This window comes from Pseudomonas fluorescens group sp. PF-1, from assembly GCF_054481335.1.
Map to the genome: position 1 here is coordinate 128,478 of NZ_JBTMNG010000003.1, position 26,667 is coordinate 155,144.

Annotated in this window: 32 protein-coding genes, 1 pseudogene and 1 CRISPR repeat array; of the genes and pseudogenes, 13 read left to right on the forward strand and 20 right to left on the reverse strand. The window is 58.3% G+C overall.

All coding sequences use genetic code 11. The features are described from left to right. Positions 1-28: 28 nt before the first annotated feature. Positions 29-334, reverse strand: a pseudogene (locus ACX3YD_RS32450) (RDD family protein); the annotation flags it as partial. A gap of 214 nt (positions 335-548) precedes the next feature. Here ACX3YD_RS32450 and ACX3YD_RS32455 point away from each other — a divergent pair. The 3 genes from ACX3YD_RS32455 to ACX3YD_RS32465 all read left to right on the forward strand — a co-directional run bounded on the left by ACX3YD_RS32455 (position 549) and on the right by ACX3YD_RS32465 (position 1,772). Next, the gene (locus ACX3YD_RS32455; protein WP_458962149.1) at positions 549-782 is read left to right on the forward strand and encodes a hypothetical protein; all 234 of its coding nucleotides are present in this window, start codon (positions 549-551) and stop codon (positions 780-782) included. 285 nt (positions 783-1,067) lie between these two features. Continuing rightward, on the forward strand, positions 1,068-1,337 hold the full coding sequence (locus tag ACX3YD_RS32460) for a nicotinamide mononucleotide transporter (protein WP_078459335.1): 270 nt from the start codon (positions 1,068-1,070) through the stop codon (positions 1,335-1,337). Between the two features lie 96 nt (positions 1,338-1,433). Further along, complete coding sequence (locus ACX3YD_RS32465; protein WP_131657990.1) at positions 1,434-1,772, forward strand: hypothetical protein; 339 nt, start codon at positions 1,434-1,436, stop codon at positions 1,770-1,772. Positions 1,773-2,126: 354 nt separating this feature from the next. Further along, a CRISPR array of direct repeats spans positions 2,127-2,753; the repeat unit is 28 nt; unit sequence ACTTCAAGCCACCTACACGGCGGCACAC. A 23-nt stretch (positions 2,754-2,776) separates the two neighbouring features. Here ACX3YD_RS32465 and ACX3YD_RS32470 read toward each other — a convergent pair. From ACX3YD_RS32470 to ACX3YD_RS32495, 6 genes are read right to left on the reverse strand one after another with little or no spacing between them, the layout of a single operon-like run. Beyond that, a complete protein-coding gene (locus ACX3YD_RS32470; protein ID WP_322960085.1) occupies positions 2,777-3,112 on the reverse strand; it encodes a hypothetical protein in 336 nt (111 codons plus the stop codon). After that, positions 3,093-3,962, reverse strand: a complete 870-nt coding sequence (cas1f, locus tag ACX3YD_RS32475; protein ID WP_031684010.1) for a type I-F CRISPR-associated endonuclease Cas1f — start codon at positions 3,960-3,962, stop codon at positions 3,093-3,095. Before cas1f ends, ACX3YD_RS32470 begins: the two co-directional genes overlap by 20 nt. Before the next feature lie 4 nt (positions 3,963-3,966). Next, the gene (locus ACX3YD_RS32480) at positions 3,967-4,647 is read right to left on the reverse strand and encodes a hypothetical protein (protein WP_023093826.1); all 681 of its coding nucleotides are present in this window, start codon (positions 4,645-4,647) and stop codon (positions 3,967-3,969) included. Further along, positions 4,647-6,905 (reverse strand): ATP-dependent DNA helicase, encoded by a 2,259-nt coding sequence (locus tag ACX3YD_RS32485; RefSeq protein ID WP_080725281.1) that lies wholly within the window; start codon positions 6,903-6,905, stop codon positions 4,647-4,649. Before ACX3YD_RS32485 ends, ACX3YD_RS32480 begins: the two co-directional genes overlap by 1 nt. Next, complete coding sequence (locus ACX3YD_RS32490) at positions 6,874-7,428, reverse strand: type I-F CRISPR-associated endoribonuclease Cas6/Csy4 (protein WP_033039671.1); 555 nt, start codon at positions 7,426-7,428, stop codon at positions 6,874-6,876. The genes ACX3YD_RS32485 and ACX3YD_RS32490 overlap by 32 nt, the downstream gene beginning before the upstream one ends. Next, the gene (locus tag ACX3YD_RS32495) at positions 7,416-8,516 is read right to left on the reverse strand and encodes an RAMP superfamily CRISPR-associated protein (RefSeq protein ID WP_023093823.1); all 1,101 of its coding nucleotides are present in this window, start codon (positions 8,514-8,516) and stop codon (positions 7,416-7,418) included. The genes ACX3YD_RS32490 and ACX3YD_RS32495 overlap by 13 nt, the downstream gene beginning before the upstream one ends. A gap of 74 nt (positions 8,517-8,590) precedes the next feature. Between ACX3YD_RS32495 and ACX3YD_RS32500 the strand changes: the two genes are divergently transcribed. After that, positions 8,591-9,259, forward strand: coding sequence for a hypothetical protein (locus ACX3YD_RS32500; protein WP_033039666.1), 669 nt, complete (start codon positions 8,591-8,593; stop codon positions 9,257-9,259). Positions 9,260-9,405: 146 nt separating this feature from the next. Here ACX3YD_RS32500 and ACX3YD_RS32505 read toward each other — a convergent pair whose 3' ends face one another. Both ACX3YD_RS32505 and ACX3YD_RS32510 read right to left on the reverse strand, forming a co-directional pair. Further along, complete coding sequence (locus ACX3YD_RS32505; RefSeq protein WP_011600745.1) at positions 9,406-9,747, reverse strand: hypothetical protein; 342 nt, start codon at positions 9,745-9,747, stop codon at positions 9,406-9,408. Between the two features lie 9 nt (positions 9,748-9,756). Next, the gene (locus tag ACX3YD_RS32510; RefSeq protein WP_033039663.1) at positions 9,757-10,029 is read right to left on the reverse strand and encodes a hypothetical protein; all 273 of its coding nucleotides are present in this window, start codon (positions 10,027-10,029) and stop codon (positions 9,757-9,759) included. Between the two features lie 170 nt (positions 10,030-10,199). Here ACX3YD_RS32510 and ACX3YD_RS32515 point away from each other — a divergent pair, with 170 nt between their 5' ends. The 6 genes from ACX3YD_RS32515 (at position 10,200) to ACX3YD_RS32540 (ending at position 15,600) form a co-directional block, all read left to right on the forward strand. After that, positions 10,200-11,960, forward strand: coding sequence for a PRTRC system ParB family protein (locus ACX3YD_RS32515; protein WP_083377962.1), 1,761 nt, complete (start codon positions 10,200-10,202; stop codon positions 11,958-11,960). 14 nt (positions 11,961-11,974) lie between these two features. Further along, complete coding sequence (locus tag ACX3YD_RS32520) at positions 11,975-12,442, forward strand: hypothetical protein (protein WP_050511554.1); 468 nt, start codon at positions 11,975-11,977, stop codon at positions 12,440-12,442. Positions 12,443-12,453: 11 nt separating this feature from the next. Beyond that, positions 12,454-12,666, forward strand: coding sequence for a PRTRC system protein C (locus tag ACX3YD_RS32525; protein WP_033039658.1), 213 nt, complete (start codon positions 12,454-12,456; stop codon positions 12,664-12,666). Between the two features lie 195 nt (positions 12,667-12,861). Further along, positions 12,862-14,136 (forward strand): hypothetical protein, encoded by a 1,275-nt coding sequence (locus ACX3YD_RS32530; protein ID WP_458962150.1) that lies wholly within the window; start codon positions 12,862-12,864, stop codon positions 14,134-14,136. Then, complete coding sequence (locus ACX3YD_RS32535) at positions 14,126-14,830, forward strand: PRTRC system protein B (protein WP_373347807.1); 705 nt, start codon at positions 14,126-14,128, stop codon at positions 14,828-14,830. Before ACX3YD_RS32530 ends, ACX3YD_RS32535 begins: the two co-directional genes overlap by 11 nt. After that, the gene (locus ACX3YD_RS32540; RefSeq protein WP_084341307.1) at positions 14,827-15,600 is read left to right on the forward strand and encodes a PRTRC system ThiF family protein; all 774 of its coding nucleotides are present in this window, start codon (positions 14,827-14,829) and stop codon (positions 15,598-15,600) included. Before ACX3YD_RS32535 ends, ACX3YD_RS32540 begins: the two co-directional genes overlap by 4 nt. Position 15,601: 1 nt before the next feature. Here the strand turns inward: ACX3YD_RS32540 and ACX3YD_RS32545 are convergent, their stop codons facing one another. Next, on the reverse strand, positions 15,602-15,901 hold the full coding sequence (locus ACX3YD_RS32545; protein WP_011600738.1) for a helix-turn-helix domain-containing protein: 300 nt from the start codon (positions 15,899-15,901) through the stop codon (positions 15,602-15,604). A gap of 413 nt (positions 15,902-16,314) precedes the next feature. Between ACX3YD_RS32545 and istA the strand changes: the two genes are divergently transcribed. The 3 genes from istA to ACX3YD_RS32560 are packed head-to-tail and all read left to right on the forward strand — an operon-like array spanning position 16,315 to position 19,262. Beyond that, the gene (istA, locus tag ACX3YD_RS32550) at positions 16,315-17,829 is read left to right on the forward strand and encodes an IS21 family transposase (protein WP_458962151.1); all 1,515 of its coding nucleotides are present in this window, start codon (positions 16,315-16,317) and stop codon (positions 17,827-17,829) included. Between the two features lie 17 nt (positions 17,830-17,846). After that, positions 17,847-18,602 (forward strand): IS21-like element ISPpu7 family helper ATPase IstB, encoded by a 756-nt coding sequence (istB, locus tag ACX3YD_RS32555; protein WP_019437637.1) that lies wholly within the window; start codon positions 17,847-17,849, stop codon positions 18,600-18,602. A 48-nt stretch (positions 18,603-18,650) separates the two neighbouring features. Further along, positions 18,651-19,262: a hypothetical protein gene (locus ACX3YD_RS32560; protein WP_458962152.1), complete on the forward strand. Its 612-nt coding sequence runs from the start codon at positions 18,651-18,653 to the stop codon at positions 19,260-19,262. A gap of 324 nt (positions 19,263-19,586) precedes the next feature. Here the strand turns inward: ACX3YD_RS32560 and ACX3YD_RS32565 are convergent, their stop codons facing one another. The 10 genes from ACX3YD_RS32565 to ACX3YD_RS32610 form a co-directional block, all read right to left on the reverse strand. Continuing rightward, entirely contained in the window at positions 19,587-19,781 is a 195-nt protein-coding gene (locus ACX3YD_RS32565) for a hypothetical protein (RefSeq protein WP_047883121.1), read from the reverse strand. Positions 19,782-19,815: 34 nt separating this feature from the next. Then, positions 19,816-20,352, reverse strand: coding sequence for a hypothetical protein (locus ACX3YD_RS32570; RefSeq protein ID WP_047883122.1), 537 nt, complete (start codon positions 20,350-20,352; stop codon positions 19,816-19,818). Between the two features lie 166 nt (positions 20,353-20,518). Further along, positions 20,519-21,247 (reverse strand): hypothetical protein, encoded by a 729-nt coding sequence (locus ACX3YD_RS32575; RefSeq protein ID WP_458962153.1) that lies wholly within the window; start codon positions 21,245-21,247, stop codon positions 20,519-20,521. After that, positions 21,187-22,416 (reverse strand): hypothetical protein, encoded by a 1,230-nt coding sequence (locus tag ACX3YD_RS32580; protein WP_458962154.1) that lies wholly within the window; start codon positions 22,414-22,416, stop codon positions 21,187-21,189. Before ACX3YD_RS32580 ends, ACX3YD_RS32575 begins: the two co-directional genes overlap by 61 nt. Before the next feature lie 105 nt (positions 22,417-22,521). Further along, complete coding sequence (locus ACX3YD_RS32585; RefSeq protein WP_028619968.1) at positions 22,522-22,752, reverse strand: hypothetical protein; 231 nt, start codon at positions 22,750-22,752, stop codon at positions 22,522-22,524. A gap of 15 nt (positions 22,753-22,767) precedes the next feature. Then, positions 22,768-23,238: a ParB/RepB/Spo0J family partition protein gene (locus tag ACX3YD_RS32590; RefSeq protein WP_080963864.1), complete on the reverse strand. Its 471-nt coding sequence runs from the start codon at positions 23,236-23,238 to the stop codon at positions 22,768-22,770. Positions 23,239-23,327: 89 nt separating this feature from the next. Next, positions 23,328-24,722 carry an exodeoxyribonuclease VII large subunit gene (gene xseA, locus ACX3YD_RS32595; RefSeq protein ID WP_458962155.1) on the reverse strand — a complete coding sequence of 465 codons (1,395 nt, stop codon included), beginning with the start codon at positions 24,720-24,722 and terminating at the stop codon, positions 23,328-23,330. Continuing rightward, positions 24,709-24,921 carry an exodeoxyribonuclease VII small subunit gene (locus tag ACX3YD_RS32600; protein ID WP_013100931.1) on the reverse strand — a complete coding sequence of 71 codons (213 nt, stop codon included), beginning with the start codon at positions 24,919-24,921 and terminating at the stop codon, positions 24,709-24,711. Before ACX3YD_RS32600 ends, xseA begins: the two co-directional genes overlap by 14 nt. 73 nt (positions 24,922-24,994) lie before the next feature. Next, positions 24,995-25,624, reverse strand: coding sequence for a hypothetical protein (locus ACX3YD_RS32605; RefSeq protein ID WP_013100930.1), 630 nt, complete (start codon positions 25,622-25,624; stop codon positions 24,995-24,997). Positions 25,625-25,945: 321 nt separating this feature from the next. Then, positions 25,946-26,629, reverse strand: a complete 684-nt coding sequence (locus tag ACX3YD_RS32610; RefSeq protein ID WP_458962156.1) for a DUF2786 domain-containing protein — start codon at positions 26,627-26,629, stop codon at positions 25,946-25,948. Between the last annotated feature and the right edge of the window lie 38 nt (positions 26,630-26,667).

The following is a 26,667-nucleotide window of genomic DNA, read 5'->3' on the forward strand; positions in this document are numbered from 1 at the left end:
GTAGGGTTGACACTACATAGCCGAGGTACCGGCCGATGCACTGTCGAACGCTTGCGGTGTTGCCGCTTTCAGCGTCGAGCACCCGCAATTTCAGCGCCATCTTCCCCGGCGTAGCCTGGAGACGACGCCACAGAACTACCGTCAGGATCGCTGGCAGGACAAAGTTGATTGCTAAATCCGCTGGCCCTTGGATCAGCTTGTCGCTGCTGAAATAGCCCGTGCCATAGATCATCATCAGGAGCGGCAGGGAAACCAGGGTGAAAAGGATGCCGTCAACAATGCACGCCCCTGTTCTCGCCCAGAAACCCGCGTATTCAAGTTGTTCGTTCTGCATGAAAAATATTCCCTGTGATTGGTTGGCAAGCCACTTTGGCTTGGCCTGATGCTATCGGGCTGGGAACTAGGCCGGGCGCGTTTTCACGCTGGTTTTGTGCCTGAAATGGAGGTCGTCCAACAGCCTGTTGGACAAATTCGGCCCGGCTATTGGAGTTGGGTTTTCTGCGGACGCATTCACCCTGAAGGCTATCCAGTTCAATCGAGTCATTTGCATGAACCAGAAAAACTCCAAAGAGCCACTGACCTTCACCGCTCGCTTGGTGAACTCCCATCACGGTTTTCAGGATTTCGATATCGACGGGCATCCTGTGGTGCGGCGTGCCTGTGTTCCGAATTCGATCAAGAAGGGCGGGCACTTCAACGTCTATCACGGGGAAAGCTCGAAGTCGGGCGCTGTATGGACAGGGACGCTCGGTGACTCCCTCCGCAAATTTGCGCTCATCTGAGGGGTGCCTATGTGTTTCCCTCGTAAACCCAGTCTTGGCCGGTACAGCGCGACCAGGGCTGATTGGTGTCGGTGCTACCGGCAAGCCCGCATTGCTGCTGGCAGCGGCTTAGCTCCCGACCCGAAGTCATCTGGTATCGCCTGGAAGGCCCAGCTCATCGTCGCTTTTGAACGCCGAGGCCACGATCCTCTGGCGTATCCCGTCCAGTGTCGGCTCAATGCTCATCGGATCATCAATGAAATTCGAGCCGAAGAAATCTCCCTGGAACATGTGAAGGACTGACCTATGACCCTGTATTTCGAGTGGATCGGAAGCCTCTGTGGCGTCCTCGGCGCGCTGATGATCTCCACCAATACCCGTGTTTCTCCGTGGGGATGGTGGCTATTCCTCGTGTCGAGCTTGAGCCTCTGCTGCTACGCCGTTCTCGCGCAGGCCTGGGGATTGTTGCTGCTGAATGGTTGTTTCGTTGCTACGAACATTACCGGGCTGATCCGCTGGTGGTACCCCGCTGTGTCGGCCATGCGTTCAACTTGCCATGCAGGCGTCAAGGGGTAGGCCGCTTGCTCGACCTTCGGCAGAGTGCGTGCTTGACGGCTTGGGTTTTGCGGAATGGTCGGCATGCTGGGGGCATTCATCACTGGGAGCCACCACATGCAACTATTCAACCCGATCCACAAGGCAGAGCTGATTTCTATCGTCGAAGAAGCGTCAGCCAAAGCAGCGAAGAATGCAGGCGTTGTCCAGGAGTTGGTTTTCCCGCACATCTACTTCGTTCTCAGCAAACGCCTCAGCGTAGTAGAAGGGGCATCGACTACTGCGGAGGCCAAAGATTCTACTCTGTTGGCTGCTCTCACTGAGGCCAAAAAAGCGCTTCAGGATTGCGTGTCGGTGATGAGCAACGACCTGGGGGGCTTAACGCTGATACAGCCGGAGCTTGAGGGGGCGCGCCAAGCCTTGGCGGCAGTTGAAGCGGTGTTTATTGGTCAGTAATTCTTTGTATCGTTGACATCCTCACTGCCCTGAAGGGCGAGGCTTATCGCGCAACACTGTTGAACCCCAAAAAACGGCGCTGACTCGAGCTTATTGGGCTACTCGAAACATACGCCTTCAAACCGCCTACACAGGGGCACACCTAGCCCGTCTGCCCCTAGATCGGTCGATTATTTCCCAAACCGCCTACGCGGCGGCATACAAACAGGGCTCACCTCCCATTTCCTGATTATGCCTACAAGCCACCTAGACGGCGGCATACAAAAGCCGTCCGATGACGATGCCCCACTGGTTCTTATAAGCCGCCTAGACGGCGGCACATGTATCCCAGATACGCAAATTCCCGAGATCGTACCTTCAAGCCGCCCATACGGTGGCACACAGTTTCGCAGCCGTCTTCAACGATTCCGCAGCCTCAAGCCACCTACGCGGCGGCACACTGCTTGCAATCGTCAGTGCGCTGACTATCGCACCTTCAAGCCACCTACACGGCGGCACACCAGCAGGAAAATTCCCTGCACCATATGATTTGACTTCAAGCCACCTACACGGCGGCACACACGTTCATAGTGCAGGGCTAGGCCCAGGTCGCACTTCAAGCCACCTACACGGCGGCACACGAAGACGGCGATACCGCCGGTTCTTACATCCAACTTCAAGCCACCTACACGGCGGCACACGCTACTACAGCGGAATCGTTGAGCAGGTGTTCACTTCAAGCCACCTACACGGCGGCACACTTCATACGGGTCTTCTTTCTCGTCAGCCTTGCACTTCAAGCCACCTACACGGCGGCACACGCAGGTATGTGGAAACAGGCCGTTGAGCCTATACTTCAAGCCACCTACACGGCGGCACACCTCGGTATACGGTCACACAAAACAGGTATGCAACTTCAAGCCACCTACACGGCGGCACACCCGCGCTGGCGGCGCTGCTTGCGGGGTGCGGTAACTTCAAGCCACCTACACGGCGGCACACTGTTATAAATCCGCGATTACTTTCTATTTTTCAATCACTTGCTTCAATAAATAGTCACTATCAATGAGGCATTTTGCGCTGATAGATTTATGAGAAAACCAGCCATTTTCATCCCAATCGGTTCGAGCACCACAGAAGAACAAAAGAGTCATTCTGCGCCCTGATCGCACAGCAAAAACGGCCACAGCACTGGTTTTACTCGCTGCCTTTGCAAGCTCGCTGCGCATCTGCTGGATACCCTCTTGGCTTAGGCTCCCAGTCCATGTGCGAGAGCCTATTTGGCTGAGCCATTTGGATAACACTCGCCTGGATCTCCTCAGCGAACGCTTTTGGCTCTCATCAACGGCGATGACAATCACAAGCGTCCTTAATTGTTTCGATCATGGTTTCCAAAACCCGGTATTTATCGAAGACAGCAATGCACTTGGCCCTAAATTCGGCCCTGTCGTCGCCGAGCGCGGCACTGCGAAAAGCTGTCGGCATGACGCAAGCGTCTTTGACTACATCCGCCAGGTCGAACACTAAGCCACCCCGCCGAGTACGACCGTGGACGACTGGAAGGCTGTGCGGAATCCCGAGAAGCCAGAGCGAGGATGCTGCCAGCCCGTAGGCTAAGTAGTTCCCGGTCGATAGCAGCTTGTTCGCCGAATCATCGCCTTGATGATCTCGGGTAAAACCATCCATGGCCGCTGCGCCAGCACATGCGCGATAAAGCACCTTCGATAACACGCCTTCTTCTGCCAGTATCTGAGCTTCTGACGTAGCCGCCCTTGTCTCTTGCTCAAACCTGAATATCGCCTGTTCGCACGGGTTCAGTTCGGCAAAAACGCTGGCTGTTTTCCTGAGCATTTTGACTCTCGCTGACTGGAAAACTTTCGCCATCGCCAAGCGAGTATTTGGCTCACTCCAACTCCGAACCCATGCTTGCAGGTACTCGGTTGGCCTGTATTCGTTTTGGGATGCGTAATAGATCGGCGTCCCCTCGCCACCTACAAATGCGACAAGTACACCCTCGCTCCCCAGAAACTTCGCCGCTGCCTGAGTTAACGAAGTACCAGGGCCGAGCAAGATGGAAAGAGTCGCCGCGTGCGGAATGCTCCAGAACTTCTCCAGTGCGTCTTTCGAGCGCACCAAGCAGAGCCTTTCATCGTCCACCTGGATGCGGCAATGCTCCAAGTAGACGATTCCCTCTTTGTGACTCGCCAGCACCGCGTTACGCCGCCGTGTCCATCGGGTAGACCGCCTGGACAGCCTCACCCGACCAATACGGCACCCGCACAGTCAGATCAGCGACCGGCATTTTGCGGTGGCCGCTAATGCGGTTCCACACGTCGAGCGGTAACGGCCTGGCCGGCGAGCCGCTGGGCATGATCCAGGAGCAATCACGGTCAGCCGATACCTTCACCCAGCTCACGTCGATGATTTCGCCAGCGCCAGCATTGGCCCGGCGACCGAGGCCAGGAATATTGTTCTTGATCAGCTCAACCACGCGATCAGGATCACCTTTTCCAAAGAAAATCACGGTCTTGGCGTCAATGCCGGCGTAACTGCTCATGTTGGCTTTGTACGGGCCGCGCTTAATGTCCACGCCAAGGTAACGTTTAACCTTGCCCTTGGAGTTAGGCGCAAAGTGCTCATCGGTCATATCTGCAAGGCCGCGCAGGTTCATAATGCGCTGTACCGTGGCGTGGGTGTACCCACCCGACACAAACGCGCAACTCCCTTTAAAGATGCCGTCCTCACGCTCAAGCGGGATGTGGGGTATTGTGTCGCCCCCCATGAGCCCCGTTTCACGAAACACGGCAGCCGACAGCAGTCCGTCGAGCGTGGTGCGCGGTCGGCTCATCACGAATGGCGTTGCGAGCTTGATTACTAGCTTGAAATCAATTGCCATCAGACAAGCTCCGGTGTGTGGACTTTGCCGCTGGTCAAGAACAAGCGAGCCGCGTTGAAGCTGTCTTCAAAGCGTTGCGGGATGCAGCCGGCAAACGTGGCCAGCACCCGCTGCCGCCGAACCATCAAAGCATCGTCAAGTGACGAAGAAAAAGACTCTGGGTACGGAAAGCGCGAGTCAGCAATCCAGACCTCTACGCGGTCATCGCGCTGACGAATCCCACGGCCCAAGCCCTGTACGAGGCGGCGGCGCGCCTCGGCACCGAGGTCGGCAAACTTGATGGCGGTGATCTTGTCTTCGCTGTAGCCACGGTGACGCAGCACCGCTTCTTTCAGGCTCAGGCGGAAGCCATTAAGGGAGCCGAAGGGCAGGCGCGTGATAACGAGGTTCTGCACGTCACCCGGCAGGTCAAGCCCTTCCCAAGCGCCCGGCGATATCATCACGGCGTTTTCGGTTTCGACATAACGCTGTTTCAGCGTGCTCATAGAGTCGCCCTGCTTGGCGACGATCAGGCCCGGCACGTCGGCGAGAATCAGGCCCAGGCTTTTCGTATCCGCATGACTGAGCGTCAGCACCAGCGTTTTGCCGCCCGCGCTAGCTGCCTCACGAATCATTGCCCCGGTGTACGCCAGCCATTCGGGGTTGGAGGCGGAAACATAATCCTGATCTTCGCTGACTTCGCCGGTCGGTAACGGCGCATCTGGCGCAGGCAAGACAAAGAACATTTCACCGAAGTCGGCTGGCGCATCGAATACGCGATACAGATCAGCGGTGACGTTGTGAATCGGCGTGTTCATGCCTGCTTTGCAGTGGCGGATGACACCTACAGTGTTGGCGAAGGCATCGAAAGCTGCCGGCAATGTGCGCCCCGGTGTAGCCAAGGTTGCAGACGTAAAAAGAGCTGCTTTCAGGTAGCTGCGTTCAGGCAGTACGCGGCCATCGTCTTCATCCCACCAGTCAGCCTTTGCAAGCAAGCGGGTCAAGATGCGAGCAGGTTCAGGCTGTCCCACGCGCAACGATGGGTAGTGGCGCACGGGAGACCAACTGATGATGCTCGTGTTGCCTTGTGAGCGTGAAGCCTTCAGAACGGCATCCAGGCTGTTGTAGCTGTCGCAGAAGTTGGCGATCAGTGCCTTCTTGTGCGCAGAATCACCCAGCTCGCTTTGCGGCGAGGTGAGGATCGTGGAGAATTTCTCGACATGAGGTTTGAGCGTGCTCAGAACGCCAGCGATGCGTTGCCCAATCTCTTGTGGCAATGTCGCCATTTTCGCGTGGCCGGGATCGACAGCCATCACCGCGCTGTACAGGTTGCCGACATGATCAGTGATGCCCGGCAGGCTGAATGCCTCGGCCACTTCCTGCGTCAATCGGCTGAACTGGTGCATGGACACGTCAGCGCCCAGCACGGACTCGGCAGCGTCAGTCAAGCGGTCAGCCTCGTCGCAGATCAGTACGCTAGCTTGGCGCCCAGGATTGAGCAGTGCAGTCCAAAGCATGGCGTCCATCATCACTAGCGCGTGGTTGACGATCGCCACGTCGACGGCATGCGTCTCTTGCATCGCGATCGTGTAAGCCTCGTTTTCGACTTCCGGTGATTCACTCGACAGGCACAGCAGCTTGCTATCCAAGCCGTCAGGCAGGCTTGCACCCTCCCCCAGTTCGGCCAAGTAGTCATCGAGCGTCGGCAACTGTTGCGCATCACCTTGCAGCCACGCGATAACACCAGCCACAAAATCGGCGGCTTCGGCTGCGCCAGCATCGGCAAGAAGCGCTTTCTGATACTGGCATGCTTGCATGGAAAGGTAGTTGGCGCGCCCGACCCGGCGCGCAAAACTCACGCTGACGCCCAGTTCATCTTGCACCCAAGCTTGCGCCCGAGGCGCGTCGTTTTTCAAAATCTGCTGCTGCAATGCCTTCGTGTACGTCGAAACAATCACACGCTCACCCGTAATAGCAGAGTAAGCGAATGCCGGCACCAGGTAGCCGAGTGTTTTGCCCGTCCCCGTGGCGGCTTGCAGCATGTTGACCGCCGCCGCTCGCTCGGCAGGTGAATACCGGCAAAAGCCGCGAGCAACGGCTTTTGCGTATTCGTGCTGCTTGTTGTTGTAGCGGAACGTGCGCTTACCTTGCTCGCACTTCCCACGCACCATTTTGCCGTTCGGCCCGAGCACGTTATCCACGACTTGGAGCAGCTTTTTTTCTAAATCGCTCATGGAGCACTCCGGCTTAAAATTGAGGGACGACCGCGCCGAAGCCATAGCCGCGGGGCTCCGCCGAACGCAGATCAGCAGCGCTTACACGCTTGATGAAGATGTAAAAGTGCTGCCCCGTGGATCGGCTCTGCATGGGCAGCCGATGACTGGCTTTCAGCCATTCGCCATAAGCCGGCTGCTCATACACTTCACCCCGCGCCAGCGCACGACGCTCCAGCCGGCGCTGGTGAGTGGGTGAGCACTTGTCGGGTTTGCGGTGACGGCGATAGCCGTGCGACCAGGCAGCATTATCTGGCACCGTTTTCACTTCACCCCACACATCTACCAACTCAGCCTCAACCAGCGGCGAAATAACCGACAGGCAGTGTTCGATGGCCGAAGGCTCACCAAGCAGGCGCACCACAGGGCCAAACCCGCCCGGTACGTTTTTCCAGCCCGGCCAATCAATCGCGACCGGCTTCCCATCTTGGGCGCTCAGGTGTGCTCCCGTCACAATGCGCCCATGAAGCTCAAAGAATGCGTTGCCATTGTGGGGCGCGAGGTCGATGTAGTGCGTCAGGCTTTGCATGCGGCAGCACTCGGAATCGACAAGTTGAATTGATCCCCAGCCAAGTAGTCTTGGAACGCTTTGCGGGCGGCGAATACTTCGCTGTCGGCTGGCGCTTCGATGGTCACAGCGCCAGCGAACGGCTCAAGAACCAGTACGCCCAACGAGGTCTTGCCTTCGCCCGGAACGACTTTAAACAGCTCCCAGCGGGCAGATACGAGGCCGCATCCTGCGGCGAGGTGAGCGCCGAGGGTAGGCAGTGCGCTGAAATGATCCAGCGCCGCAAGCAGTGCACCCAGCTCGGTCGGTTTGGCGTTGTTCAGCATGAAACGATGGCGCATCACCGCACCAGCCGGAATGGCTTGCCAGCCGTCGAGCGGCATACCGATAGACATTTTCGCCCCGGTTTCAGCCTTGACGTTCTTCATGTCAGTTTCGAGCTGTTCGATTTTGGCACTCAGTTCATCGACACGATCACCCTCTTTCGCGGCGCGTGCAGCTTTGCGGGCTTTGTCGAGTACGGCTATTTCCTTCTTGATGCCCGAGGCATCGCGGTTGCCCTGCGACTGTGCTACCAGGGCGCTAATATCTGCCTGCGACAAGAACTCAATTTGGCTGCGGTCGCGGTACAGGTCGTCACTGCGCACGCCGCTGAACACATGCGGCACGCTGACCGATTCACAGATCGCGTTGCCAACGGCCAGCCGGCCATGAACCATGCCCATGTAGCCTGCATCGCCAGCACCAAACAGACTCAGCAGGACGTTGCGCTCACGCCACTGCGATTCTTGATCCACCGATGCCTTGTCGGTTTCCTCGGAACCCTTGATGCCGCCGAGGGTGAGCAGATAGTGCTGGTCGAGCGACAGCGGCTTGTCGTTGCCAGTGCGTTTGATTTCGTTCTCACGCAGCACATCACGCAAAGCGCGGCGCAGCTTGCCGCGAATCCCGGTAGCCGGGAAATACAGACGGTTGCCTTCCGGGGTCTGCATGTGGGGCACAGGGATTGGCTTACCCTTGCCGCCTTCCGCTTCTTTCAGCGCCGCGCTGCACGTAGCCAGCGGCTGCTCTGCTTTGATTTCGCCTTCGAGTACATAGTGAGTTGCCATTGAATCGTCTCCAAGTAGACAGCGCGGATGGCTGGAAGTAATCTCGGCGAGAAATTAAACCCGAGGTAAGTTAAATGCAAGAATTAGATTTCTGGTACAACTGCATTGGCCGCTACCTGGCACCCGATGTTGAGCCTGCGGCGTCCACCAAGATCGGCGTCCAGACCCGCATGAAAAAGGGCATTGCGAGCAACACGCTCGGCGCAGGTATTGATGCGTTCTATATCGCCAGCCCGGACAAGAGCGTTCTCATCGGCAAGGTCGAAATGCCGAATATGCCCGGCCTGTCTTTCGTGCCGAGCGAAGACGGCAGCGGCGAGAAGTACATTGCGCAATGGCTGGTCAATGATGCGCCGCTGGATGCGGCGTGGATGATCGGGGTCATCGGCAACGCAAACCCGAACGCCAGCATGAAACGCTCTCAGCCCCCGGCGCTCTGCCGATTTTGCGCAGCCGGTGCGACGTTTGAGTTTGACCTGAGCATTGTGCGGCAGGCCGTGACGATCATGGGCGATTTGGACTGGAAGAAAGACGTAGCGCCAGCGCTGCATACCTTTCAGTCGCGTCAGCAGGCCAACGTTGCGGGTAACGCCGCCAAGGTCGAGTCGGATAACAAGACACTGCAAAAGGCTTTCGCCAAAGCGCCAGCGCTCAAAGATGCTTTGCTGGCGCTGTGCCGACTCCCGCTAAAACCACGCTCAGGAGAATATGAAGTGCTGTCATGGTATAACCGCGTCCGTTGATGTCTTTGCCGCCGCATAGGCGGCTTGCAGGGTGCTGAGCCACCCAACCGATCTGTTGCTGTGTGCCGCCGTGTAGGCGGTTGATAGAGAGGTCAGTTAGATGCACCTATTGCCGCCGAACAGGCGGCTTCTAGTTGAGCGATTGGCTAGATTTCCAAGAACAGCATCGCAAGCGGCTGCATCATCTGAAGTCCCCAGGCGAAAAGCTCGAATCGAAGCAAGCCCAGCAGGCAGGTGATAAAGAATCCCACCACGATCCCTACCAGGAAGACCGAGTACAAAGTTCCAACTCCTGGGCTACTGGATTCGCCCCCCTCTCTTTCCCCTCCCCAGTTCGGAACTTTGATGCGAAGCCGCTCGCGACGGAAATCTTTTGGGTTGTAGTAGGCATCCTTTACCGGATCGTTCTCTGAGCGGTCTGTCTGATTCCCTTCGCGGGCGCGTTGCCTCGCTCGCTCCTGCATGTACTCCCTATCGTCCAGTCCCACATACGTCTCCTACAGTTTTCCGAGAAACGAAAGCAACCCAACCACGGAGCCAGCCAACGTCGATACAGAAAAGGTCAAATCCCGCATTGCCCTGCGTTTCTTGTCGATCCTTCGCGCCAGCAATGCTCCGAACAATGCGCCAGCGAGCGAGCACCCAACGAACATGAAGATTTTCGCGTGGAATTCGGCTATTGCTGCGGCCACATAGGGTGGGAGCGAAGATTGAGCCAGCGCTGACGCCGGTGCAGCCAGTATCAGCAAAACGGCAGAGAAAAATTTCATTGGCTTGAGCGTCCACCTGTCTCTGAATGTGGGGCCAATTTTCGCTCGGAGCGTGCGCTCATTTTGCTGTTTTCACGCAACGTTTTCGTCGGATTTAATGGGCCGCTACTACTTGGGTTTTCCAGAAAGTGGGGGAAGCTGAACTCATAGCAAACACGGAGTTTAGCCAAGTGAATCAGCAAGTAGCCCAAGTCCTCCCCCTCGGCCGTATCCGCCGCAACCCGCAAATCGACCCGCGTAAAGGCCGGAAGAAGTCCGCTTATGAGCAACTGGTACGTTCGATCAGCGCTAAAGGCATCATCCAGCCGATTCTGGTCAGGCCTGTAAGCGATGACCCGAACTACGACCATGAGGTGGTCGCTGGCAACCGGCGCTGGACTGCGGCCCACGATGCGGGCTTGATCGAGGTTCCCGCCCTGATCCGCGCTATGAGCGATCAGGAAGCGCGGTTGATTGCTGCGCTGGAGAACCAGGTGCGGGCTGACCTGACGCCAATCGAAGAAGCCCAGCATGCCGTAATTTTGCTGGAGGACATGGCCAACGACCACTTGGCGGTGATGAAGGCCTTGGATTGGTCTAGAACCAAGCTCGACAGCCGCCTGCTGCTCGCCCATGCCTGTGATGCGGTGGCCGATGCCCTGCTGGAGGAGCAAATCAAGATTGGCCACGCTGAATTGCTGTGTCGTCTCCCTGCCCCCGATCAGGCGGGCATTCTGTCGAAGATCATCGAGAAGAATTATTCCGTCGAGCAGACCAGGGCGCGCCTGCTGGAGTTGACTCGGGACGTTTCGACTGCACGCTTTGACACCACCGAATGCCGGAGCTGCATCCACAACTCGGGCGCGAATGCCGATTTGTTCGAGGCAAGCCTTGGGGCGTCTCGCTGCCAGAACTCTGTCTGCTGGAACCGGAAAACCGAGCAGCTAATTTCTGTTCGGTTGATCGAGGCGCAGGAGGAGCACGCGGTGGTTCATAGCGAGCTGAATCTCGCGAAGGACTCATACGTGAAGCTCGTCGCACGGGGCGAGGATGGTGTGGGAGAGCAACAGGCAGCGGCGTGCGCTACCTGTGCAAGCTTCGGCGCAGTGGTCATGGTGTCGAGGGGGCGCGAAGGCGACGTGATCGGCGGTATGTGCTTCAACAAGCCTTGCCACAAGGAGAAAACCGCCGCCTACAAAACAGCCCTGGCCACCGTAACGAACACAGCACCAGCCACCGTTGCCGGGGGCGCTGTTGGAGCAGCCCCGGCCAAGCCGAAGGCCGCAAGCGCAAAGCCCACCCAGGTGAAGAAGTCGCTACGCCGTGAAGCCTTCGACCTTTACGCCCGCATGAGCAAGCAAGTCGTGCTCAATGACCGCTCGCTAGCGCTGGCTGTGGCCATCGTCAGCATGTATTTCGAGATGCGCAGCGACCTCAAGAGCGAGCTGCGGGCACAGATGGAAAAGGCAATGGGTGTCACAAGCGCCCTGATGACCACGGCTCGCGCCGATGCCGAGATTCGGCTTGCGCAACTCGGGGAGGAAAAGCTCCTCACGTTCATGGGCAGCATGGCTGCTGCCTCGCTATTCCGCACGGATAGCGCTGACGCATTCGAGAAATCCGTGTCGGGTGCTCAGTCGCTCAAGTTCATGGAGTACGCGAACGTCGATCCGGCCAAAGGATTCGTGATGAACGACGGCTACCTCAAGGCCCAGGTTAAGGCGGGCATCATCGAAGATTGCAAGCGTTCAGGCTTTGCCGCCGCCTACAACGAGGCGAAGGGCGAAAAGGCTTTTGAAGGGCTGACCACCGGCAAGGCAAGCGCTCTTATCGACGCCATCTTGGCTTTCAAAGAGTTCAGCTGGTTGGGTTATTTGCCGCCTGCGTTACAACTATCGGCACAGGGCGGGAAGAACCCCGCTCCCCAGCAATCCGAATCGACCCAAGCCTGACAGGGAACATCATCATGCAATCCACGTTTTTTTCCGTAATGGCCACTGCACTTGCTGGCACTCAACACCGCGTCAATGTGGCAATCGAAACCGCCTCCGCCGACGCGCTGAAAGTGATGATTACCGCTGACCTCGGCCCTACACCTGAGAAGGCATCCGAGCACGAAGTGCAGCTTCGCGCCGCCATGTGCCGCCCGCTGATCCTGGTAGGGAGTGCTGTTGAGATCGAGGAGGCGCTGATGAAGCGCCTGACACAGCACGTCCAGGCGCTGAATGAGGGGGTGAGCCTGCTGGATGAAATCCGCTCGATTGGTGCGACTGTGCAGGCGAAAGCCGCCACGCCAGCTACTGAGCAGGCTGCAACGCCTGACCTCGATGCCGATGCCGATGCCGAGGATGGCGACGCTGCGCAGGTAGGTGGCGGTTCTGGCGTGGACAGCTGCTCGGATGAACCCAATCTGAACCTCGCGGCCTCTTTCTAGGAATTGCACTCATGGCACTTGTTGAAATCTCTCTTGCCCGCATTTTTCGCTACGCCGGTCGCGACCTCCCCGACCCGCAGCCCGAAATGTCCGTGACTGACGTGCTGAAACACTATGCCCGTCAGTTCCCAAAGCTCAACGGAGCGAAAATTATCGACCCCATTGTGGAGAATGACAGCTATGTCTACGAGTTCCGAGACGGCGGATTCGGCGCAAAAGGTTGACCCGCTTGAAGTCCTGAAAGCGTGGGAGCGTGGCGAACTGGATCGCCACCTCCCATCCGGTACCGAACCTGATTGTTTAGACCACCAGCAGAGACAAAGGCTATGGAAGTTGCTCTCCTCCCCCGCCAATCCCGGCACTATCGACTTCCAACTGCCGCGCTGACACCTCTTAGCTTGCCGAATGTTGGGCCTGTGATGCGTGAAGCACAGGCCCAACTGTTCAGCCGGGACTATGCAGGGGTGGTCGACCACCAAGCTCATAGCATGCTGTGCCGGGAGGCCTTGGAAGCTGGCCTGGTAGCTGAAAGCTCAATCGAATGGCTTCGGCAGTACCCAAATAGCTACGGGCTGCATCGCCTTACGGGCGAAGTAGTACAGCGCCTTGGTGCGTGCTTTGCCATCAGTGATGAAGGCCTTTTTCCACAGCGCACCAGCCTGCTGAATCGGCTGAATACCCCATACGTCGATCCAGTTGAGACGGCATCCTATGCAATAGCCGCTGTAGAGGCTGGGCTGGTCGGACTTGATGCGCTCGCCCCCCACATCGAGGCAGGCCCTGATGGGGCAGGCAGGATAATGGCGGAGCTGGAGCGCTCGTTGATTGGCCGGGTCAAGCTGCCCACATCCGTCGAGGACGCCTACGCCTTCGGAATCCAGGACGGTCATTTCATCCTGGAGTCGAGCTGCTTCGCTACTTTCACAGTTCAAGCGCCAGCGAGCCTGGAACTGCGGGTGCTTCTTTTCAAGACACTCGACGCGATGACACGCCATCTTCTGCCGTTCCATACGCCAATGACCTTCCTGGGGCCGCATAGCTACTTCAACCACGGCCTTTCGGAGGCTTTCGAGGAGCTGTCTTCGCGCTTGGAAACACACTCTAGAGAGGAACTGTGCGCCTTCCTGCTGGACGATTCGGTCGAGCATGATGATTACATCGCTGAATATCTCTACTGCCATGGCCAAGACGAGGATTCTGTAAACAGCTTGCTTGACGCCATCTATGAGATGGATGAATTGAAACAGATAGCTGGAGCCACCCTTGGCCAGGGAGATCGGTTGGAGATCGAGGAGCTGTCCGATCAGGCGCGGCAAATCTGTGAGCGTGATGATGCACACGCCCCGTTGGTTCAAGTGCTGGCGGAAGCCTTGCAGCACTGCCTGGAGCATGAGGCCAGTGGATCGCTCAAAGAGTTCAACCCCCATGATTTCCCAGGCACAGCCGGTGATGGGGTTTCTCTTTTCGAGAGCATTCTGGTTTGCCTGACTAGGGATTTTCCAAATCTAGAGCAGAGTAGCTATGACGGTTTTGACGGCATCGTCGGCGGCTCTGGCTTCCCAGCCATCGGGTTACCGCTGAGTCCTGATCAGTTGCGAACCGTCACCCTGCCAGTTCTAGACACGCTATCGCTGACCCTAGGTCTGTTGCAGCGAATCGCCGACGCTTTAGAGGAATGCGGTAATGCTGAGTGAAAAAGTTTCGAGCAAGGCCATGCTGATACACCACCACAGCCAGACCGGCGTGGTCACCGTCACCAGTCACAGCGTCATTGCGCTGGAAGATGGTAAGTCCGGCTTCACGCTGGGCGCTGGGAGGGCATTCAGTCCCTACGACAAATCCGAACTGGCTGCTCTGCTGTTGAATGAGGATGCCGGAGCAGAATTTCTCCCTGAGAGTTATCTGTTCAGCTCACGCACCGTCTTGGCGTGGTACCGCCGCCCTGGTGTGCACGATATTCCGATCCTTGGCGAGCGCATACGCGCCCCGCTGCCGGGCTTGATCTTCATCGCTGCGGCCAACCAATCCTTCCGTTGCTTTGCGTTCAAGGGCAATCAGCGCCCGACGCCGGAGACAGAACTCTTCTATGCCCCGTTGGGGAACGTGTACCAAGGCGGAACCTTCTGCACTGGCAGCGGCAATGTTCCCCGCGATGTTCGACGTGAGAACATCCCGGCCTGGGAGAACTTCGTGCTGGAGAGCGACAACACCCACAGCGGCACGGTTGAGCCGGTGGCGGGTTGCCGCTCGTTTGAGGCCTTGAAGGAGTTCTATCGAGCACTGAACGAGAAAGGATCGAAGCGGTTCCCAGCCTCTAAACTGGTTTCAGCAGGGTCATACAGTGGCCCGCTAACGCTAGCGCAAGCTATCAAAGGGGGTGCGCGATGAGCGTTCATCCGATCACAGCTCACCAATCGCCGATCTACAAGACGCCAGCCTCGTGGGTTGAACGCGCACCACGCATTGTGGTTATCGGGGCCGGTGGCAATGGCAGTGAGGTGGTTGATGCGCTGGCCAGCTTCCACCATGCGCTTCGCTCCCTCGGCCATCCAGAGGGTCTGGAGGTCACGGTCATTGACGATGCCATCGTGCGCGAGCCGAACCTCGTACGTCAGCGTTTCTGGCCGTGTGACTTGGGCCAATTCAAAGCAATCAGTTTGGTGAATCGTTACAATCTCATGCTGGGTACGTCCTGGGAGGCCCTGCCCTTCCGATTTCCAAGCCAAGAGACGATAGAGGCGATGCGCGCCGCCGACTTGATCATTTCCGCTGTTGACCTTTCTTCGGCCCGCCGCGCAATCGCCAGCAGCGCGCTGCTATCCCGACACTGCATGTGGCTTGACCTCGGCAACGAGGCCCGCCATGGACAGGTTGTTTTCGGCGCTGCGCATGTAGACAAGAGGGGCATCTACCCCAACGTGATGGACGCTTACCCTGAAATCGAAACGCTCGAAGATGACACCAAAAAATCCTGCTCGGTTGCGGAAGCCATTCGTTCGCAGGACTGCTTGGTCAACCGGGCAGTTACAACTGCCGGAATGAGCATTGTGTGGGAGTTGCTGCGGACGGGGGAAACCGATAAGCACTGGATCACAGTGGATCTGGCGTCCGGCTCTCAAAACGCTTTTCCGTTCCCTGCTGTTCCGCAATCCGCCTAACTCAACCGCTTCCGTCTTCGCATTGATCCAGCCGCTGCTCCATCTGCGATATCAGGTCAGCGGCTTTAACTTCGAGGGCTTTGGACAATCTCATAATCAAGGGAAGTGTGGGCAGACTCTCGCCCCGCTCGATTTTCCCCAGGTGCGCCCGCTCAACCCCAGCCAGGAGAGCAAGTTTCTCTTGAGCTAGGCCCGATTTTAGGCGTTCTTCGCGTACGACATTGCCAAAAGCTCCTGCCACCTGAGGGTCAAAGCTTGATGTTCCTGCCGGTCGCCCGCGTGTAGGTGGTCGCTTCTCCATAGACAGAAGCGTTATCGGCAGGAACAATTAAAACCACGTTTAAGAATACCCGTTTCGCTATTTACGCTATGCCCAGAGGGCCAGCGGAGCGGTTTTATGTGCACACTCCCCTGGTTAGGACTAGCAAACATGACTCACGTTGACCCCTCCGTACCTCAGCACTTGGCAGAGCTTTACCAGGAGCTAAACGCATCGAGAGCGACCCTGCTTGCGGATTCCACGGTCATCTGGCCACCCATTCCATGAGCATCTGACCACCGATTCCACGCTGATCCGGCCACCCATTCCACTCGCATCCGGCCACTGATTCCACGGCCATCCGGCCACTCAACCGGGCAGGCAGCTACGCAGGATTTCTTCACTACCATCGACCTCTTTTTCGAAGCAGAGAGGTCGTCGTGGAGCGTTTATCCATGCGTAAGATTCGCGAAGTACTACGTCTCAAGTTCGAGGTCGGACTATCAGCTCGCCAGATTGCGGTCAGCGTGCAGGTCGGTCGTGTCACCGTCGGCGACTACCTCAATCGTTTTGCCGCCAGTGGTCTCAGTTGGCCCTGTTCGTTGTCCGATGCCGAGTTGGAGCAGCAACTGTTCCCGCCGGCCCCGGCGGTTGCCAGCGAGAAGCGGCCTTTACCCGATTGGGCATGGGTGCATGCCGAACTGCGCCGCCCCGGGGTGACCCTGGCGCTGCTCTGGCAGGAGTACCGCCTGAGCCAGCCGCAGGGCTTTCAGTACAGCTGGTTCTGTGAGCACTACCGGGCCTGGCAGGGCAAGCTGGACGTGGTGATGCGTCAGGAGCACCGCGTCGGCGAGAAGCTGTTCGTCGACTATGCCGGCCAGACGGTGCCGGTTATCGACCGCCACAGCGGCGAGATCCGCCAGGCGCAGGTGTTCGTCGCGGTGCTCGGCGCGTCCAGCTACACCTTCGCCGAAGCCACCTGGTCGCAGCAGCTGCCGGACTGGCTGGGCTCGCATACCCGTTGCTTCGCCTTCCTCGGCGGCGTGCCGGAGATCGTGGTGCCGGACAACCTGCGCAGCGCGGTGAGCAAGAGTCACCGCTACGAGCCGGACATCAACCCGAGCTACCGCGATCTGGCCGAGCACTATGGCGTGGCGGTGGTGCCGGCGCGGGCACGCAAACCGCGCGACAAGGCCAAGGCCGAAGTCGGCGTGCAGGTGGTCGAGCGTTGGATCCTCGCCGCACTGAGGAATCGGCAGTTCTTCTCCTTGGACGAACTCAACACGGCCATCGCAGTGCTGCTGGAGCGGCTCAACCAACGCCCGTTCAAGAAGCTGCCGGGCTCCCGGCAGTCGGCCTTCGAAGCTCTGGATCGTCCGGCGCTGCGCCCCCTGCCGGAGCAACCCTACGTCTACGCCGAGTGGAAGAAGGCGCGGGTGCACATCGACTACCACGTCGAGGTCGATGGGCATTACTACTCGGTGCCGTATCAACTGGTGAAGAAGCAGCTGGAGGTGCGCCTGACGGCGCGCACCGTCGAGTTTTTCCACGCCAACCAGCGAGTGGCCAGCCACCTGCGCTCAATGCACAAGGGCAGGCACAGCACGCAGGCCGAGCACATGCCCAAGAGCCATCGCGAGCATGCCGAGTGGACGCCGCAACGGCTGATCCGCTGGGCCGAGCAGACCGGGCCGAACACCGCCGGCGTGATCCGGCACATCCTCGAACGGCGCATCCATCCGCAGCAGGGCTACCGGGCCTGCCTGGGCATCCTGCGCCTGGGTAAAACCCACGGTGAGGCGCGTCTGGAGTTGGCCTGCCGTCGCGCCATCAGCCTCGGCACGTGCAGCTACAAGAGCCTCGAATCGATCCTGCGCCAGGGCCTGGAAAACCTGCCGCTAGCTCAAACCAACCTGCCGCTGCTGCCGGACGACCACGCCAACCTGCGCGGATCCGCCTACTACCACTGACCCCAAGGAATCCCACCATGCTGCCCCATCCGACCCTGGACAAGCTGCAAACCCTGCGCCTGCACGGCATGCTCAAGGCGCTGAATGAACAACTGAAAACCCCGGACATCGACAGCCTGAGCTTCGAAGAACGCCTCGGCCTGCTGGTCGACCGCGAGCTGACCGAACGCGATGACAAGCGCCTGAGCAGCCGCCTGCGCCAGGCCCGGCTCAAGCACAACGCCTGCCTCGAAGACATCGACTACCGCAGCCCGCGCGGACTGGATAAGGCGCTGATCTTGCAACTGAGCAGTGGTCAGTGGCTGCGCGACGGCCTCAACCTGATCATCGGCGGCCCCACCGGTGTCGGTAAAACCTGGCTGGCCTGCGCCCTGGCCCACCAGGCCTGCCGGGAGGGCTACAGCGTGCGCTACCTGCGCCTGCCACGTTTGCTGGAAGAACTGGGTCTGGCCCATGGCGACGGCCGCTTCGCCAAGCTGATGAGCAGCTACGCCAAGACCGACCTGCTGATCCTCGACGACTGGGGCCTGGCCCCGTTCACCGGCGAGCAACGGCGCGACATGCTGGAGCTACTGGACGACCGTTACGGCCAGCGCTCGACCATCGTCACCAGCCAGATGCCGGTGGACAACTGGCACGAACTGATCGGCGATCCGACCCTGGCCGATGCCATCCTCGACCGCCTGGTGCACAACGCTTATCGGATCAATCTGAAGGGTGAATCAATGCGCAAACGGACGCAGAAATTGACGACGCCAGCCAACCCGGACTAACAATGCCACCCCTGCGTCGCTGCGCTCCGACTGCCCGGCCGGATGGCCGTGGAACAGGTGGCCAGATGGCCCTGGAATGCCTGGCCAGATGAGAGCGGACTGGGTGGCCGGATGGCGTGGAATCCGCAGTTTACCGCAATGAGGGTGTTCCTGGAGGTCTACGAGCAAGGTGTTCGCTATGAGATCCCAGACATCGCGGCGCTGCCAAAGTACACCGAGGCAGACCTGCGCTACCCCGAGGTCGAGGTGCCGTTCTGTGATGATCAGTACCAGGGAATGTTCAACGGCCTGCGCAGTATTTCCCATGCTGCTGCCGATGCTGAGTTCCTGACCACAACACGCAGTGGCATGGTGGTCATGGACGTGGTGACCAGCAGCGGATTCGAGATCGATCGGGAAGGTGCAGAGCTGTTTGTGAACTTCGAGTTGGATAACGCCCTGTCCCGCGTGACCTTCGACCAGTCTCCGACTGCGGGGCTGCATTACCTGATGGGGCTGGGAACCATCGCGATCTACAAGGGCGACCATGGCGACTGGGATCGGATGATGCGGATGTCCAACCAGATTTTCAGAAGCGATCTTCAGCCCATCCTGCATGACCGCACTGCGCTGATAACCCGCCTGGGCGGTAACTCATTGGGCCAGATCGATCTGTTCTGATCGTTCCGCTCGGCTACGCATTGGTTGGCTTGGGATTTTCGTGCCGATCGGCATGATTCGGCTCGAACTCAACCCAGAGGACACATCCCATGCCGCGCCAAACTCTGCCACTCGCTCTGCTCGCAATTCTCACCAGCGGTTGTACAAGCGCGCCGATACAAAACCAGGCGTTGCCTACCGAGGTGAGGTCGACCGCAAGGATCGCGCCGGGTTGCATCCAACTCGCTGATGGATGGCACTGCCAGGAATTGGTACCTGCCTCGAAAGCCGAGTCGATGGATCGCCAGCGAGTACCCGGCATTCTGTTGTAGTTGACCATCCCTCTTAGCGAGGGATGGCCTGCCCGGCGGCGGCGTTCAGGACTGCATCGCACCGCCGATTCAGCAGGTCGTGCAGCAGTTCGGCGTCATTGGCCGCATCCACGCAATCGCGGTGGATCGCCTTCTCCAAACTGCACTTCAGCCAGTCACTGGTACCGGGGTTGCTGAGTACCGCCTGAATTTCTTCGTTGATGGCCATTATTTGATTCCTCTGTCCGGAAGGCGTTGTGTGCTCAGCGATTCACTGCCGGAGCACTGGGGAGGTTGCGGTTTTCCTGCGGAGCCATCGGTTGCCCCATCAGCTCAAACGCCGGCGAAATGAACTCGGCTGTCATGGCCTCGGAAAGCGCCTCCAGCTCGAAGTCGGTCACCTGAAAGCTCCCTGGCCAGATCCTGATGAGTGCCGATTTTCGTGCGACAAGGAATTTCTCCTGTTTGAGCATGGCCTCGTTGACGGCGATACCAACAGCCTCCGCAAGAGCATCGCGGCTCCTGAAGAAATGAGTCAGGGAGGAAAACGGGCAGTCGATCGGCACTCCGTCGACGATCACTTGATTCGGCTTCAGGTCGATGACGACGCGATTCGCCACCACTTTCCGCTCCGTCCACTCAATAAACCAGGCCCCGAGAGCGCCAGCAGCAGCCACGGTGCCGGCGACTATCCAGTTTCCCTGGCTGGGCGCATCGAAAACAGGAAACACAGCAAATGAGCCCAGCAGCGTGAGGGGCATAGCCCCCAACCCGAGTAGGCCTTTCGACAGAGCATTCATTGGAGGGGAACCTTGATCGCTGATTTCGACCGATTATTCCACGCCGTCAGCGCCAGCAAGGCCGTAATCAGGTCGTAAAGCGGTCAGAAAACATTTCCCTCGGATTTGCGAGACATGCCCCTGTACGACCCAGGCCAATCTGCTGTCCAGGTCGCCGGCGAGGCCTTCAGGGGGATGGAGTTGGCTGAGCTTTCGCTGCCGTGGACATATCAGACGCCCAGTCCCGGAGATAACCAGGAACGATGAGCTTGTGACGAGCTCTCGATCCACCCGTGTAAAGGGCTGCAAAAGCCCTGCTCGCCGCAATGCGGTCACCAGGCCCTACTTGACTGAGCAAGTCTGGCGCGAGCATCACAGCGTCGACCTCTGAATTGCGTGCGTCCATGACCCGGCCGAGCTGTAGCGGGGCTGTCCCTGACGCATCGAGGTTGAGTAACGATGCCTCGAACTCTGATGAGCTATAGCCCTTACTGAGCATCCGGTCGATGCGCTGAAAGCTACTATTTTTGCTGCCCATGTCCGCCCGGAGATCATCCCAGTTGGTGTACCTGAAGAGCGCGCTGTGGGTTGGCCGTACCTGATCATGGAACAGGCCAATGCAATCGAGAATGAACCGGCGGAAAGTGTTGATTGCTCCAGGTAGCAAGCTGAAGGTCGCGCCAGCGCTCCCCAGGCGCTGAAACCACTCGAATAATCCCCACTCGGAATCAACCAGTATCGTCACGGCCCCGGTGGGAACCTCTGGCTTGTCGTAGTAGACAACCTTTGTCTCGATGCCGTTGTTGCCCTCGAGCGAAGCCAATTTCAGTATCGGGTGTTTGTCGATGAGGGGGTTTATAACTCCCTCGATCTGCCGGCCGGCGCGAATGGAGTGGGTGCATCCAGGCGCTGGCATGCGTCACCCAGGGTAATCACGGGCTGGGTACAGCGGTCGAGAAATACCGAGAGTGGCCAGCTCAGGTCGTGAGCTTCATCGACAATGATGTGGGTGAACTCCAGACCTATGACCGCCTCATGAAGAAGGGTCATGTGCTTGATTCGGTGATAGCCGCGAAGGGGGAGCTGAAGGCGCTGATCGGTTGGTTCTATGGTCTGGTCCCACAGCCTTTGCGCATACCCTACCAGCACCAAGCGATCTACGGCATCGAGGGTAAGCCCTTTGGGGATGTGCTGCTCTGATAAGGCAAGGTCAGTGCTGTTGCAAAAGGAGGCAACCATCCTCGCGCAGGCCGTGGCTACTTGGGCTGGACTGAGCCTACTTATCGACCCGAAGCCTAACCGGGAAGCGATGTCTTCCGGGGTAACCTGGTGCCGAGCGGATGCCCGCTTGCCCGGCCTGTAATAACCGACACTTCGTTCAAGCACGTAGTTGGCGAGATCTCCGAACGTCATTCCTCTCACGTTCGCGGCTGCGATTCGCTGCATCAGGGCCTGGAGCTGCACCGCGGTGAACGCCAGCACGAGTGGTCGACATGATGAAAGCGAGTCCACCAAGCGTTCGATCATGTGGGTCTTGCCGGTACCAGCCAGGCCCTGGATATGGATGCTCTCATCGGGTTCGGCGTGAATAACGCGAAACGTCCGGCTCTGCTGATTCGACAGAGAAATTGTTTTCCCCGATGGGGTCTCGAACGAATGCTTGAGCGGGTTGAGCTTTTGGGTGTGCGCTGCACAGAAGTTGAAGTCCCAGTGGCCACCATTCAGGAATTGCTTCGCGTCCAGCGTCTCCTCATCCAGGAAGCGCAGCCGCAGCCGAGGCATAAGCGCCAGCCCTCGCTCAAACAACTCTCGCTTAAATCGGCCGGCAATCAGGCTAGAAAAAGTACCAGGTGGATGCGTTTGGCTCAGTTCCGTTCCGACTGAGATCAACTCGGCCAGGGCCTTCTCAACGAGCGTTTCGCTTTTCGGCTTACCGTCCAGGGCCGGCAAATTCTGGATGACAGCCACCGAAGCCACTTGGGGCACGTCCCACTGCCCCAGTAGGACACGAGCAGAACTACTCGGATCAACCAGGATGTCGGCCTGTGAAGCCAGCAGTGGGATGTAAAGAACCGGGTCGCTCACGCTTTTATCTCGGTGAAATGAACATCGTCGACCGCCACCAGCACTATCGCCGGAGGCGGGCCCAGCTATCCAGTGTATGCCAGGCCAGCCGGAGGTCACACTATCTCAACGCCGGTACCAGTTGAGCTGGTAGCACCTGGCGTCCTCGGGGATCTGATCGGACGGCCAGCGCAGGCAGTTCAGATACAGACGCTCAGGTTTGCTCGGGCTGGGCCGAGTAGCCTGCACCAGGTAGGCCGACCCACCGGAAGTGAGGATGTAGTCGCCAGCGCTTAGGTCGTCAGCGCCATCGATGTACAGCTTGCATGGGGTGAAGGGCTGGCGTCGGCTGGCCATATCCGCTTTCCTTGATCAGTTTTCGATTTCACAGCTATCAAGTAAGGATTTGATCCGGTCTTGAAACTCCGGGTGCTCAGCAGATATCTCCTGAAGCTCAGGTAGTCGCTCAGTCACAATATCGGCCGCATTTACCCCGAACTCGGAAACCAGCCTTTCGAGGCTGTTGATGACCTCTTCTGGTGCAATATTCTCTCGGACAGTGTTGCAAATAAGGGCTACTGCGGCCTTGGAATGATCATCGAGCTCCACGACACGGATAGGGACTATATCCATAGCCAGTTTCTTAGCTGCCAGCCAGCGAACCTGGCCACCGCCAGGGGTGATCTCATAGCGGTCACCAAGACGGGTAACCAAAAGGGGCTCCATGATTCCGTAACTGAGAATGCTCTCAGCCATAGCATCGACTTGGGCCTGACTGGGAGTTTTTGGGCTGAGCTTGCTTCGCACCAGCTTGTTCGTTTGGACCGCCGTGGGGTTTTTCAAGTCTGTTTTCCTCAACCTTTCGGGTTAGTGCTCTGCGGTTCGCCACTCGCAGCCTTCTTCGGCAATTTAGATGGAATATTTCTGCTGCTTCATTGCGCTTTTGCCACTTCCGCAATGACATGGCCATCGGCGAAGGCCAGATCCAGCTTGCCTGCATCGCGAGCCTGCTGGGCACTACTGATTATCTCCCCACCAGGGCCACGGACTAAGGCAAAGCCTCTCCCGAGCAGTGCAAGCGGATTTGTCTTGTCGTAGACCGTGCATGCAAGCTCCAGGCGCGAAATTTCCTTGGCGATCAGCGCTCTACTCAGGGAAGCCACCCTCGAGGCGGCAAACAGCCCCCTTTGGCGCTCAGCTGCACACAGACCAGCCCCGAGCCTTGAAAATCGATCCTGCGCGAGCTGGAGGGCCATGCGCTGTTGGCTGAGGAGGCGGTCCCGGCCTTTGTCGAGGCTGCTTTGCTGTTGCAACAGTTGCCGATGCTCCCCATGGAGCGTTTCCGTCACCCGCCGGCTGAAGGTGCTCCAAGCGCGATCCAGATGCGGGGCTTGCCCAGACACCAGGCGCAAGATCATGCCGTTGGCCCGCTCGACCTGAGCCCGAGCAGTTGAGGCCTCAGACATGAGCGCTGTTTTGATGAACCCGATGACCTTCGATGGTGTGTCGAACCGGCGGTGTGCCACGAGGTCAAGCACGCATTCGTCGATCTCGTGCCCAATGCCGGTGAATACCGGAACAGGCAACCGGCACACCCAAGCCGCAAGGTTCGCGTCGTTGAGCCAGGCCAGATCGCTTTTCGCCCCACCCCCGCGGATGATGCATACGGCGTCGAATGGCTGCTGTTGATGTTGCTCATGAACCGTCCGCAACGCAGAGCGGATGCTGTCTGATGCATCACGCCCCTGGAACGTCGCTGAGAAATACTCGAAGCCGCACACCTCGGCCGCAGCCAACTGCTCTGCATCACGCCGAAAATCGGCCAGCCCAGCAGCCTCGTGCGGAGCCACAACCGCAACGCGCCAGAACCCCCCTGGAGAGGGAAGTCCCCGCTGTAGGTCGAACCACTGCCGCTCCTTCAGGGAGGCAATGATCTTCTGCATCTTGGCCTGCATGTCACCCAGCGTGTAGCTCGGGTCGATGCCGGTGACCATCAGGGAGAAGCCAAACTGAGGGGAAAAATCCGCCCTCACTTTCAGCAGGACGTTCATTCCTGCTTGGGGCAGGCCTCCGGTTGCCTGCTGCCACTCACCAAGTACCTTGCCGGCGACGTTCGCAAACATGGTGCACCGTGCCTTCGCGACCTCGGCTCCCTCACGCGACTCCAAGATGTCCATGTAGCAGTGGCCGTTCGGGCGGCGCTTGAAGTCACTGAGTTCTGCAACAACCCAGCAGCTGTCTGGCACCGCAGCACGGATGGCCTTCTGGATCTGGGTAAGGTATGCGCTGAGAGTGAGGTGCTGCTCAATCGGATCAGGTGCGCTCACCGGCCTGTCCCTCTTCAGCGCCCAAGGTTGCTTGAACAACGCCCTCGATGCGGGTAAGCCGGTCGGCGCAGAACTTACGGGCATCCGCAAATTCGCGAGCAAGGGTCTCCAACTCGTCGATGCTCACTTCATTGCGCTCCAGGCGCTTTACCGTCTGGTCGATGAAGGCGATGTTGGCTTCGTAGGTATCTCGGCTCATGTGGGAAGTCCTGGGGAAGATGGGATCAATCAACGTGCCGATTGTCGCAGCTTCCCCAAAAGACCCAACCCTATCAGCCTTCAGGCTGAACCCACGTTGTCTGACCCTCTGGGATCACGCCTCGATTGCAGCCGTATTTGGACAGGTACAACACCCTGCTCTGCCGCAACCAGGCCTCAACGGTTGGAACGATCATCGCGGCATACTCGGCAAGGCTCGGGTGTTTCTTCCAGTCGCCATTGCCGATCGCGGATTCCAGCGAACGGTCATACCAGGCGTTGACCAGCTGCTCGACTCCAGCCAGTTCCTCGCCGGCGGACGGTGCGGAATGGATCAGGTTATGCGCCTCGCGTTTCCTTTGCTCTCGGGTGGCATGTGCAGCTGGTAACGCTCCGAGGGAGAAAAGAGCGTCCTCAAAATTGAGGTGACGCTTCTCGTGAGTAGTCGAGTCCTCGGCTACATCGGGGACGAAAGAAAAGCGGCAGAGCTTGCAGTAGACCACGCCACCGTCCTTCCGCTCGTAGTGCTGCTCTAACGAGCGAGCGACCCACTTACGAACTTCGTGATAGCTGCGTGCTTGAAGATGATGCTGCGCCATCAGGTTGAGGCGCTGCGCATGGCTCAGTCCTGGGTGAAGGGCCTTTGCCTGTTTGGCGAGCTTTTTGAGGTTTTCGATATCGCGGAGTGTGATTGGGTTTTGCATACGGCAGCCTCCAAAGGCTGATGCTCTGTGTCCACTTCGGAGCACCCATAAGGGTTCCGTTGGTTTGTCGGTAGTGCTTTCGCTTTGCCAATGTGGACGGCAGGCACCTACCCGTGTGCCGAGGGGAATATCTCTGTCTCGATTGCGAACGTCAAGTGTGATGTCGAATTTCGCCCGGCTGGTTGAAATTTGAGCATCGCCGGGGGAGCGTTTCCAGACCGCCACGCCAGGACTTTATCCACAGGCTTACCCCCACTTTCAGGGGACAAACCTCGGGCGAAAAAAATCCCGCTCGAGCGGGACTTATTCCTGGGCCCTGCGTCATTCCAACTCCAACTGCCTGTGCTCGTCACGCCCCATGGGTTTGTGCAGAGAAACGCTTTCACCATCCATTTTGCCCTGAATGTACGCTCGGTACGCATCCATATCCAGTTTTCGGCGTTTCATCTTTGTGATCGGAACACCAGGATAATGTCTTTGGGTATAAGCGTGGATTGCCCGCTCCCCTTCTTCCGTAACGCCGGCAAATTCCTCTACTCGTTTATGTACGCCGATGATCCACGCTTCTGCATACAGCACTCCCGCTCTGCGCCTTTGCACTGTGCCCTGAATGCTGACCCCTGAGAGGTATTTTCTCTTGGAGTCTTTCAGTTGCCGGATAAGCACCTCATACGCATAGGCCGACATTTCAGCGCTACCGATTTCTCCAATAAAAATCAGCGACTGCCCGTCAGGCCCATAGCTGTAGAAACTCACACAGCCAAACGCCTTAGAGACAGTCATCGACAACATGCGAATCCATTGTGGCGGAACGCTTTTGGCTTTACCGATCCGCAGGGAGAATTCTTCCGCCTGGGTAGCACGCACATCGCCTACTTCCAGCTTGAACTTGTCCATAAGTTTGCGGGCTTGCCGCATTGCTGCTTCGGCCTCATGCGGGTTGCTGGATTTTGCGAGCGCAAAACATTTCTTGATTCTGCCTAGTGCGCGAGTGCGCTTATCCATGTCTGCAATTGCGCACTCACTCACCAGCCAATCCTCCG